Here is a 10,420-nt window from a genome sequence, read left to right as displayed (position 1 = left end):
TCAGCCACGTGATCATTCTGGCCCTCTGGGACTTCCCGACGCAGCAACTGGGCGACACATCACGACAGGGCGAACGAAGCTTGATGCGGCACTAGGCCCGATCAGTCCGGCCAGCCATCGCGGCGCAGCAAAGGATGGCAGCCCTGCTCGCGAGTACCTGTACACCGACAGCGGCGATCCGATCCTGGTCACGGGCGACGCGCGCAACGCCGACACAGGACTCATCACCCGCACCTACCCGTGGGCGCCCAACCGGCCCTCTCCGTGGACGTGCTACCTGACCGACGCGGAATGGGACCTGGACGACCTTAAGCACGCCGACCTGCTGTATGACCTTCCGATGCACAAAGCCCGGTACCGGGTCCGCTCGGACGGCGAAGTCCTCGACAGGCTCGACCTGATGGCGGACTTCATACCGTCGTCCACATCACGAACAGCATCCCCGCCAGCGGAGAGCACTGGGGTAAACCCACCGTGGCCATCGTCCTCCAGGCCCTCGACGAACTGTCTGCCACGGACACCGACAGCTCCGGCGTTTCGGCCACCACCGGTCACCGATCATCGGTCTGGCCGGGGCCCGACTGCCGATTGACCGCGCCACCGGCCAACCGCTTCCGATCAAGGTCCGGGCTGGGACGGTGTGGCAGCTCAACGACAACGGCCGCATGGATGTCCTCAACACGGCGGCGCAGCTAGCTGAACTGCGCGCCCGCGTCGACCACATCCTCGACCGCATCGCCGCGAACAGCCGCCTTACCGCCGCCGGTCTCGGCACCCTCGACCCGACCGCGCTGCCGTCCGGTTACGCGCTACAACTCGCACTCGGCCCGCTTGACTCGCTTGTCGCCGCCATGCGCCTGGCCCGCGACCACAAGTACGTCATCCTTCTGCGCATGGCGCAGCGTCTGCACCAAGCCGGACAGGCCGAAGGCTGGCCCGCGGGGGAGTCGTTGCCCGCACGGCTGATGTGGGGACCGCACACCCCGACCGACCGAGCCGCCGTCCTCGACGAAGTAGTCAAGGGCGTGAGCGCCGGCGTGATCTCCGTCGAGACCGGCGTCCAGATGCTCAGCGACGCCGGATACCCCATCGACGACGCCCAAGAGGAAATCGACCGTATCCAGTCCCGTGCCTTCGAAGCTGCCGCCCGGCTTGCCGACGCAACGGGCGACAACGCGGCTGTACGGGCCTTCCTTGGCCTAAGAGCTCGTAACACGATCATGCGCCCCAGTCCCAGTAGCCGTGTCGTGGTGGAGCGTGGGAGCGTGGCCCTGGGTCGTGGGCGATGGCTTGTGCGGGGAAGAGGGGCTGGATGAGCGTGGTGTGGGCGGCGACGTCGCCGGAATCAGGACTGTTCCATCCGGTTGAGAGACGTTCAGAGGTGAAGGATCTGTCAGATCGCTTCAACGACCTGCGTTCCCGCGGGCAGGGGTACGTCGAGGTTCGGTCGCCGAACAGGAAGTTCCCGGTGCTGATCCTGGCTTTCAGAGGTGATCACGCGGTCGTTCATCTGATGAGTGACACCGAGCGGATGTCTCTGCTCGTAGGAGACGGCACTGTGCCCTCGGGTGCCGAGGTCGAAGTCCCGATCATGGACGACCTCGCCGCGTTCACGGGCGACTTTATTTTGGATACCGATCGGGCGTGGGACCTGGTGCACGACTTCAGCCAGACGCGGGTGGCCGGCCCTCTGGGTGAATGGTGTGAGTTGTAGCCAACGGCTCGTGACACGGTCATGATCGGTGCTTCTTCAGTCGCCTCCAGCAGATGAGGCTGCAGGCCAGGGAGACGAAGGCGTCGTGGAGTTCGGTGCGGCGTTCCCATCGGACGGCGAGTCGTTTGAAGTGGTTGAGCAGGGCGAAGGTCTGCTCGACGACATAGCGGAGCTTGCCCAGGCCTTTGATGTTCGGGGCGCCCTTGCGGGAGATGACGGGCAGGATCCGGCGCCTGCGGAGCTCTTCGCGGATGGGGTTGGAGTCGTAGCCCTTGTCGCCGAGCAACGCCTCGGGACGTCGGCGGGGACGGCCGGGGCGACCGGCTACCGGTGGGATGCCGTCGACCAGGGCGAGGGTCTGGGTGACGTCGTTGACGTTGGCCGCGGTGGTTATGACCGTGAGCGGGGTGCCGCGTCCGTCGCAGATCAAATGGTGCTTGCTGCCCGTCTTGCGCCGGTCGACCGGCGACGGACCGGTGTCGGCACCCCCTTTTTCGCGCGGATGTGAGAGCCATCCACGCACGCCCGTGACCAGTCGAGTTCGCCGGCTGCGTTCAACTCGGCGAGCAGGATTCGGTGCAGTTGGTCGAAGACGCCGGCTTGCTGCCACCGTTCCAGGCGGCGCCAGCAGGTCTGTCCGGAGCCGAAGCCCAGCTCCAGCGGCAGCAGTTGCCAGGCTATGTCGTTGTAGAGGACGTAGAGGACGCCCTGCAGGCAGAGCCGGTCTGCCACCGGCCGTGGCCCTGGCGACCGCTCGGGCCAGGGCGGCAGTAACGGCTCGATCAGCGCCCACAAGTCGTCGTCCACGATCCACGGCCGAGTACTCACACCATCACGAACGGCCGAATCGTCTGACCGGTCACGCCCGACCAGGGCACCTCAACAAGATCGTGTCACTTAGCCGGTTTGGACGCCGCCGCGACGACTCGACCGCAACGCGGGGCCCAACTCGGTCGCTGTCGGTCGATCGCGTCAAAGCCAGAACCTCAGTCATCGTCGACAGCGGCCATCTGGCACCGCAGAGGCGTGCCCCCAAGGGCAATGGCGGCCACCGGTGCCGGGCACCACTGGCTTCACATCGACCTAACCGAACATTTGTTCACGGAACTCTCAAGATCTTTTATCGCTAGATAAAGACACACCACCCTTGTTGGCCCATTATGGAATCATGAACGCACATCGACGGTGGATCCTTTGGGGCGGCATCACGTTTAGCCTCACTTTGCTCGGCCTCGGCTCGTACTTCGCCTACATCGGCCTAGAGCAGGCGGATAAGCTGGCCAGCATTCTTGGGTTCTTCGTGGGGTCGCTGGGTTTAGCGATCTCCATCCTGCTGGCTTTGCTCCCGGGTAACGGCAACACCAGCAGCAACACTACCGCCCCAGGCCGCACCGACCCCAGCGTCACGCCTCCGAGTGCGGATGGAGAACTCGCGAACAACCTGAGCAACAATCACTTCCACGGGCCTGCCGCTATCATTAACGGAGACCACGGCAGGCAGCAAAACCGCTTTGGGTGAACCACAGATGCAGGGCAAGGCGAGGACCAAAAACCACACGAACTCCGTACATGATACGGAGATCCGAGGCAGCGTCCAGATTATCGTCGGCGACCACGGAAAGATGGTCAATATATTCAGCCCTGGACTCATTGCGATTGCTCTCGCAGTGCTCGTTACAGTGGCAGTTTCCGTGGCATTCTTAACCGAACCCTGGAAACCAAACGAAAGGAATCGAAACGACCCGAGGAGGATTCCGCAACCTGTCTCACCAGTTGAAGAGGGCGGCCGTTTTTACCTGACCGATGACGCAGGATACCTAAGCGCACTAGACCTCCGTACCGGTAAGGAGCTTTGGAGCTTTCACCAAAGGGGAACGACGGATATTTCGCTCATCGGAAAGGGCGCCTCGCGCATCTATGCAGGGACTTCTGGGAGAAGTTCGACCGGACTGCACGTACTGAATGCATCGAACGGTGACGCGATTTGGAGCAAGACGAACGGTGCATGCACCGGAAATCCCGTCGGGACTGTAGGGGAAATTCTAGTTGTCGATGCGTACGGGTACCTTTGCGGCCTCGACAAGGAAACCGGGGAGGAAGAATGGCGTGTCGAGGGTACCCATTGCGTATTTGGCGACTCAGAGATTCTGTATTTGAACACTGAGAGAGAAATAATCGCACTAAATGCCACCACCGGTTCCACGATCTGGCGATCACCCGGACAGGAAGGCGAGCTGATCTATGCCGCAGGCAACCTGTACCTCAAGACCGAGACCACCTTCCAAATAATTGACTCACAGACAGGAAAACGCGGATGGAGCCTCAATGTCGCAGATCTAGAGTTCAAGGATGCCTCCACGTCAACACCTACGCTTTTCTTTATAAGCGAAACTGAGGTGCAGGCAATTAACGCGAATACTGGAAGGCTCGTATGGCGCTTCATGAGCCCAGAAACCACGGATCTAAAATGCGACGACAGTTTCGTATATCTCTTGACCAATGGAAAGCTAATGTCCATTACTGAAGAAACAGGCGCAAAAAGATGGACGCAGAAAGTCTTCAGCGGAAGCTCTCTTTACATCCATCACGGAAAAATTACCAATCTTCTATACATTCTAGGGGAACGAGTGTCTGCCGTTCACCCCGATAATGGAAAGCTCGCTTGGGACTTGCCCGTGTGGAGCACTGGTCGTGCCCCGGCTCTGGCAGATGGCGCTGCAGCAATACCACAAAACGGTAACGACGTAACAACCATCGATCCATGGAATGGTGCGACTCGTTGGACTTACACATCTCGCGGTCAAGTCGTTTCAATTTCGTACAGTGGTCCGCCAACGGCAATTGATTTCATCGACCGCATTCGTTAGAGATATTGGCTTGGCACCCGCAGGGGCGGTCAGTGCTGGGCAGAGTTGTCGTTCGGGTCCCGAAAACTCGGCCTGCAACCGAACGCCGTCACGCTGCTACCTGAGCACTCGCGGCCTCGGACGTCGCGAGCACTTCTTGGGGGCCTCTGGAACGGTTTGGGGCCGTCATCTCGCGTGTACGAGCTCGCCCGAAGCTCAGTAGTAAATACCGAAGGCCCCCACCTGAGCGAGGGTCTTCCCCTCAGCTGGCTCGAGGGTTACTCGTCGTCACTTCATAGCGAGTCAGGGCCGGGGCAGCACGAGCGAGGCTCTTTGGTACTTAGACCGTGTCCTACGTGGTGAGGCGGTCGTTGGTCTGTTCATGGGGCGGGGTACGTGGAGTTGGGTTGTTCCGGACGGGCTGTGGGAGATCGCGAAGCCGCTGATCCCTCCGTCACGGGTGCGTCGGCAGGGCGGCGGGACACAGGACACGCCTGATGAGACGCTGTTCGCGGCGATCGTCTACGTGCTGGTCAGCGGTTGCGCCTGGCGCCAACTGCCGCCTTGCTTCGGGATATCGAAGTCGACCGCTCACCGCCGGTTCCTGATCTGGTCGAGAGCCGGTGTCTGGGGACGGCTGCACGAAGCCGTGCTGCACCGCCTCGACGATGCCGGCCTCATCGACGTCACCCGCGTCGTCCTGGACACCGCCCACGTCCGGGCTGAAAAGGGGGCGAACACACAGGCCCGAGCCCCGTGGACCGGGGCAAGCCGGGTTCCAAGATGCACGTCCTGTCGGACGCGAACGGACTGCCCCTTCTCGTCGGCGTCTCGGCTGGCAACGTCCACGACAGCGAAGGGCTGAAGCCCATGGTCGAGGGCCACCAAACGCAACACGACCCCTACCGCGGACGGTACTCTCGGGCAGGGTAGGTTTTGAATGCTGGTGCGTTGGCATCTATCTGAGCTTACGGGTAACCCCTGACAAACCCCGCGCCAGTCCCTCACGGAGGGGTGATCTCGTCGAGGCGGGTCACCCGAACGATCTCGACCGTGGAGACTTCCGACGGATCGAGAACCTGCCACACCCGATTCGCGGTCGCCGCGTGCTCGCCCGCTGCGGCCACAACCTCGACACGGTCGTACCGCACGGGAACCGGCGCCGAAATCGGCGTGAGGAGCCGGTACCAGCTGACCGTGTCGTCCAGCCACTCCCGCCCGAGCACGTGCTGCGCGGTCACCTGGCCATGGCCGGACAGGACAGCTCCCCGCCCCTCGTAGACCGCTTCCGCCGGCACCGGCCCCAGGAGCCCCGTCGAAGGGTCGAGTTGAGGCGTTCCCGTTGGGCGGGTGATCCGTACCGTGTCCACCAGCAGCGTTGACTCCAGCTTCTCCCGCTCCGCCTCCGTGTCGATCGGCGTACTCACGAGGCGCCACCAGAAGTGCTGGTGCTGGATTGCGTGTTCTGGTCCAGGAACGTCGTCCGGACCACGGCCAGAGTGGAGGTCTGCCCGACGTCGAGGACGCGCCACGTACGGCCGATCGCTGCGGGATCGGCAGCGTTGACGACACTCACCGTGTCTTCGCGCGAAGCCACGGGGGCGGCCAGGGGCGTGATCAGCTTGTACTTCGACGTGGAGTCGTCGACGTACGCCTGGCCTTCCAGGTGCAGGACGATCCCTGGATCACCGTTCGGGAAGATCCCGCCGTGTCCTTCGTAGATGGTGACGGGTGGGCTGGGCTCGTATTGACCCGTATCCGGGTTGAAGACCGGCTCGCCGTCTCTGCTGATTCGTACCGTATCGGTGAGGATCTTGCGTTCGATCAGGTCGCTGACGGCCCTCAGAGTCAGCCCGTCGGTAGGTAGGCTCATATCTTTGAGCGTACCTGCGCCAGCCGACAGGCAAGATCAGCAACGACATCGGTGCGTCCGCACCGCTTGCAATCGCCTACCTGATCGCCGGGACCCAGACGGGCAATTCCGCTATGCGTACTCCTCTAGAATTCCGCGCAGTTGTGGAGTAGCGAGGTAGTTGACGACCTTGTGAAAGTCGAAGACGTGGATTGGCTGCGACTTGGGTTGGTCCTGGTCGACGTCGTTGAATGAACGCTCGATGCCATTGGGGGGAATTGCTACGAGGTCACCGGGGTCGGCCAGGTTCACCCACCGACTTACACCGGGAGGCCGTTGGCCCCGCTGCTCCATAGGTGTGGGTTGCAGTCGAGGGAAGACCGCGTGCGGCAGGGCCAGTGGCGAGCCGAGCGTCACCAACAAGTCCACGTGCAGCTCGGGGTGCTCCCAGAGAGTCTCGTAGGCGACGATGGAGCCGAGTGAGTGGGCGATTACGACCTGCGGATGATTTGCAGCCAATATCTCAGCCACTCGCTCGCGGACCTGCCCGCGCGCGGGTGTGTGCAAATATCTGGCCACTTCGCGGAAGAAGAGGGCAACGAACCATTCCGTAGCTGGCCGACCGAGACCGCGGGTCTTGGCCAGCCAGGCCACAGCCTGGCGCAGAGGAGCTGTGGCACGTCCGGCTGCTGTCGCGTCTGGCAGGCCGCACTCTTCCAGCCAGTCTGTAACAAGCCTGATTTCATAGTCGTCGAGAGACTCCAAGTCCTCTTGGCCTTGGCTGCCGGGCCGGCGAAGCAAGTCCGCATAATAGGCAACCGAAAACTCGTCTTCCCTATGAGTCTGGCCCCATGACGGAGCAGCGGTACTCGACAGGGCTTTCCGCCAAACCGCCGCCAAGGCTTCGGCCGCTGTATCAGGCTCCTGGCCAGGCCGGTAGTTACCCACGCCGTGAATTCCGACCATCCTCATTGTCCGCCCCCTGTATGGTGCCGCTTCCGTTCCATCACGACGATTTCCGTACCAATACCGATCACCAGAACACCGTTTGGGTCCACCGCTACTGCAGTGACTGGATGCGTTACTGGAATGACCTCACAGGTTGCACCAGCTAGGTCCCAAACCCGCACGGCATGGTCGTTACTGCCGCTCACAGCCACAGAGCGACCGTCCGCCAGGACCGTGCACGCAATGGCGTTCACCGCATCAGTGTGGCCCGTCAAATGCCCAATGCATTCACCCGTGCCCAGGTCCCAAACCCGCACGGCATGGTCGTTACTGCCGCTCACAGCCACGGAACGACCGTCCGCCAGGACCGTGCACGCAATGGCGTTCACCGCATCAGTGTGGCCCGTCAAATGCCCAATGCATTCACCGCTGCCCAGGTCCCAAACCCGCACGGCATGGTCGTTACTGCCGCTCACAGCCACGGAACGACCGTCCGTCAGGACCGTGCACGCCATGTCACGCTGACTGAGAAGGGGAAACAGAGCAGGCAAGTGAGCGATAGGTTGGCTCGTACTCAAGCCCCGCAGTCTCGCGTTGTAGCTGTCACTACTGACGAATGGCCTTCCCGTGACAGCGTCGGCAACGCGGTTGCTCAACTCTGTGAGGCCCTCGGTGAGATCGTCGATAGGTGCGCCCGTCTCTAGGTCCCAGACCAGCGCCATTCCGTCCGTGCTTGTGACTGCGACTGGGCGGCCCTCCGCTACGGTACAAACCGCCCCCCATACCGAGGTGCTATGACCCACCATTGGTTCGCCGACAGTCGGACCGGAAGTGAGGTCCCAGATCCCTACCGTGCCGTAATCGTTTCCAGTGATGGCTACTGGTCGGCCGTCCACGACAGTGCACGCCACAACGCATCTCCTGTCTGCGCCACTAGACAACGGCTTGCCGACGGATGAACCGTTGGACAGGTCCCAGACCTGCACCGAACCGTCGGAGCTGGCAGTGACAGCGACAGGCATATCCCAGTTACGTGTCATGAGATCACGGCTGCAAGCCACGGCACATACCGGAGCAGCGTGACCCACCAGGGGCTCTCCCAGGGGCTCGCACATTGCGAGATCCCACAATCGCACCTCGTAGTCGCGGCTGCCGCTGACGGCAATCGCGCGGCCGTCCAAGACGGTGCACGCCACCGCCGTCACAGGGAGAGTGTGCCCCGTAAGGGGCCGCCCGATGGGCTCGCGAGCATCCAGATCCCAGATCATCACTGTGCTGTCGCGGCTACCGCTGACGGCAATCGCGCGGCCGTCCAAGACGGTGCACGCCACCGCCGTCACAGGGAGAGTGTGCCCCGTAAGGGGCCGCCCGATGGGCTTGCGAGTAGCCAGATCCCAGATTCGCAGCGTGTGGTCGGCGCTGCCTGTGATGGCGATTGGACGACCGTCCAAGACGGTGCACGCCACCGCGAAGACCGAATCCTCATGACCGAGCAGAGGCTGGCCGAGCTGCTGACCAGAAGTGAGGTCCCAGATTCGCAGCGTGTGGTCGGCGCTGCCTGTGATGGCGATTGGACGACCGTCCAAGACGGTGCACGCCACCGCGAAGACCGAATCCTCATGACCGAGCAGAGGCTGGCCGAGCTGCTGACCAGAAGTGAGGTCCCAGATCCGCACCGTGTCGTCGGCGCTGCCTGTGACCGCAACCTGCTGCCCATCCAAGACCGTGCACGCCACCGCAAGCACCGTGCCGCCATGGCCTGTCAGAGTCTCGATGAGCAAGGAGTTGAGCGTGCCACCGGTTGCCCATCGTGGCCGCCAACTGCCCGCCACGAGCGGCTCGGTTAGTTCCTGCTGAAGGCGCTTGGCGCCGAAGCGGGACGCATCCAAGGCGAGGAAGCTGCGGCGGGTTTCGGGGTGGGCCTCACGGTGGTGTTTTAGAGATGTCCGGTAGACGGCGGCCGCCAAAATTGCCTCGCCCGACTCTGCTGCTGACAGCGCCGCGCGAAGACTTTGCGGTTCGGCATAGACGAGAAACTCAGGATCGCTGATCAGCCTGCTGGCTGAGTCTGCATCAAGGGCGTGCTCGATGGCATGGCGGAGCAGGTAGGGGCTGGCGTTTGCCCAGATGAGATGCCTAGCGTTGGTGTGTGAGGCCAGCAGGGCAGCAAGGACCAGTCTTGCGGCGGAGAAGGCGCCGCCTGACGGCTCGCCAGCGGTGTCGCTTGCAGGAGCACGGTGGGGATGGGCGCGGAGGTGGTCGGCGAGCCCTTGATGGAAGGGTCGATAGAGGGTAGTGCCATCGATGTCTACGTGGGTGCGCAGATAGAACATGGACTCGTTGAGGATCTGGGGGAAACTGTCTTGATCGCTGGTGGGATGGAAGGCGTGCGCGAGGGGGTAGGCGAGTTCGGCTGGGATGCCGTTTCCCTTGGCGTGGGCGATGGCGACCAGAAGGGCGCGGGCGGTTTCCGGAGTAGGTCGGGAGGCGAGGTCCAGTTCGAAGACGTCGGGCAGGGTGACTGGCACACTGTCACCGAGGCGGGTAGCGGAGGGGATGTCTGGGGGCACCACCGTGGAGGCTAGGTAGCTGGTGAAAACCGACGCCACCAGGAACTCCCCCCACTTTTCTCCCTGTTGTGGGGTGTGCGCTAGGCGGGCGGCAGCAGCGTGGGCCACAGTTTCACGGAGGCGGCGGGCCGGCCCCGTGTGGTAGCCGTCGACATGAGTGAGAACATCATCCAAGTAGTCGACCAAGTCTTGCTCCAACTTTGGGTCGGCCTCATCGAGGTCGACCAGCAGCCCGCCGTGCCGGGCGAGTTCGTGGAGCTGGTGGAACCTGTCCCACGGGCGCATGCCGAGCAGCAACCGGCACACAGGGCGGCCGTCGGAGCGACTTGCTTCAGTCAGAGGCAGGAGCAAGCCGTCCGTGAGATTGCCTGGGTCAAGTGCTTCATCAAGGGCATCGGGCCTTGACCCGGAATCTTGGACACGGGCTATGCGGCTTCGGCCAGGGTAGTTGATGTTGTGTCGAGTGCTGTCTCGTAGGCGATGGGGCTGC

At 62.7% G+C, this 10,420-nt stretch carries 9 protein-coding genes and 1 pseudogene; 5 read left to right on the top strand and 5 right to left on the bottom strand.

The window, feature by feature from the left end; all coding sequences use genetic code 11:
• Positions 1-638 precede the first annotated feature (638 nt).
• Positions 639-1,316, top strand: coding sequence for a hypothetical protein (locus ACFYRY_RS42755; RefSeq protein WP_389158879.1), 678 nt, complete (start codon positions 639-641; stop codon positions 1,314-1,316).
• The gene (locus ACFYRY_RS42750) at positions 1,313-1,714 is read left to right on the top strand and encodes a hypothetical protein (RefSeq protein WP_389158876.1); all 402 of its coding nucleotides are present in this window, start codon (positions 1,313-1,315) and stop codon (positions 1,712-1,714) included. Before ACFYRY_RS42755 ends, ACFYRY_RS42750 begins: the two co-directional genes overlap by 4 nt.
• Before the next feature lie 19 nt (positions 1,715-1,733).
• Here ACFYRY_RS42750 and ACFYRY_RS42745 read toward each other — a convergent pair.
• Positions 1,734-2,542, bottom strand: a protein-coding gene (locus tag ACFYRY_RS42745) for an IS5 family transposase (RefSeq protein ID WP_389158873.1) whose coding sequence is annotated in 2 segments (ribosomal slippage) — positions 1,734-2,207 and positions 2,210-2,542 — 807 coding nt in all. Because the reading frame shifts where the segments join, the coding sequence is not laid out codon by codon here.
• A gap of 340 nt (positions 2,543-2,882) precedes the next feature.
• On the opposite strand from ACFYRY_RS42745, the gene ACFYRY_RS42740 reads away from it, so the two are divergent.
• The 3 genes and pseudogenes from ACFYRY_RS42740 to ACFYRY_RS42730 form a co-directional block, all read left to right on the top strand.
• The gene (locus ACFYRY_RS42740; RefSeq protein WP_389158870.1) at positions 2,883-3,233 is read left to right on the top strand and encodes a hypothetical protein; all 351 of its coding nucleotides are present in this window, start codon (positions 2,883-2,885) and stop codon (positions 3,231-3,233) included.
• 7 nt (positions 3,234-3,240) lie between these two features.
• Positions 3,241-4,581 carry a PQQ-binding-like beta-propeller repeat protein gene (locus ACFYRY_RS42735; RefSeq protein WP_389158867.1) on the top strand — a complete coding sequence of 447 codons (1,341 nt, stop codon included), beginning with the start codon at positions 3,241-3,243 and terminating at the stop codon, positions 4,579-4,581.
• Between the two features lie 361 nt (positions 4,582-4,942).
• Positions 4,943-5,478, top strand: a pseudogene (locus ACFYRY_RS42730) (IS5 family transposase); the annotation flags it as partial.
• Positions 5,479-5,564: 86 nt separating this feature from the next.
• Here ACFYRY_RS42730 and ACFYRY_RS42725 read toward each other — a convergent pair.
• The 4 genes from ACFYRY_RS42725 to ACFYRY_RS42710 all read right to left on the bottom strand — a co-directional run bounded on the left by ACFYRY_RS42725 (position 5,565) and on the right by ACFYRY_RS42710 (position 10,227).
• Entirely contained in the window at positions 5,565-5,987 is a 423-nt protein-coding gene (locus ACFYRY_RS42725) for a DUF6093 family protein (protein ID WP_389158864.1), read from the bottom strand.
• Positions 5,984-6,433, bottom strand: coding sequence for a DUF6093 family protein (locus ACFYRY_RS42720; protein ID WP_389158861.1), 450 nt, complete (start codon positions 6,431-6,433; stop codon positions 5,984-5,986). Before ACFYRY_RS42720 ends, ACFYRY_RS42725 begins: the two co-directional genes overlap by 4 nt.
• 111 nt (positions 6,434-6,544) lie before the next feature.
• A complete protein-coding gene (locus ACFYRY_RS42715; protein WP_389158858.1) occupies positions 6,545-7,177 on the bottom strand; it encodes a serine peptidase in 633 nt (210 codons plus the stop codon).
• Positions 7,178-7,380: 203 nt separating this feature from the next.
• On the bottom strand, positions 7,381-10,227 hold the full coding sequence (locus ACFYRY_RS42710; RefSeq protein ID WP_389158855.1) for a WD40 repeat domain-containing protein: 2,847 nt from the start codon (positions 10,225-10,227) through the stop codon (positions 7,381-7,383).
• Positions 10,228-10,420 lie beyond the last annotated feature (193 nt).

Origin of the sequence: Streptomyces sp. NPDC005263, from assembly GCF_042872365.1 — a bacterium.
Taxonomy (GTDB): Bacteria; Actinomycetota; Actinomycetes; order Streptomycetales; family Streptomycetaceae; genus Streptomyces.
This window is presented reverse-complemented; position numbering and strand designations above follow the sequence as displayed.

Coding starts and splice junctions, on each gene's coding strand:
- ACFYRY_RS42720 (WP_389158861.1), bottom strand. CDS start 6,433: ATGAGCCTACCTACCGACGGGCTGACTCTGAGGGCCGTCAGCGACCTG.
- ACFYRY_RS42750 (WP_389158876.1), top strand. CDS start 1,313: ATGAGCGTGGTGTGGGCGGCGACGTCGCCGGAATCAGGACTGTTCCAT.
- ACFYRY_RS42735 (WP_389158867.1), top strand. CDS start 3,241: ATGCAGGGCAAGGCGAGGACCAAAAACCACACGAACTCCGTACATGAT.
- ACFYRY_RS42740 (WP_389158870.1), top strand. CDS start 2,883: ATGAACGCACATCGACGGTGGATCCTTTGGGGCGGCATCACGTTTAGC.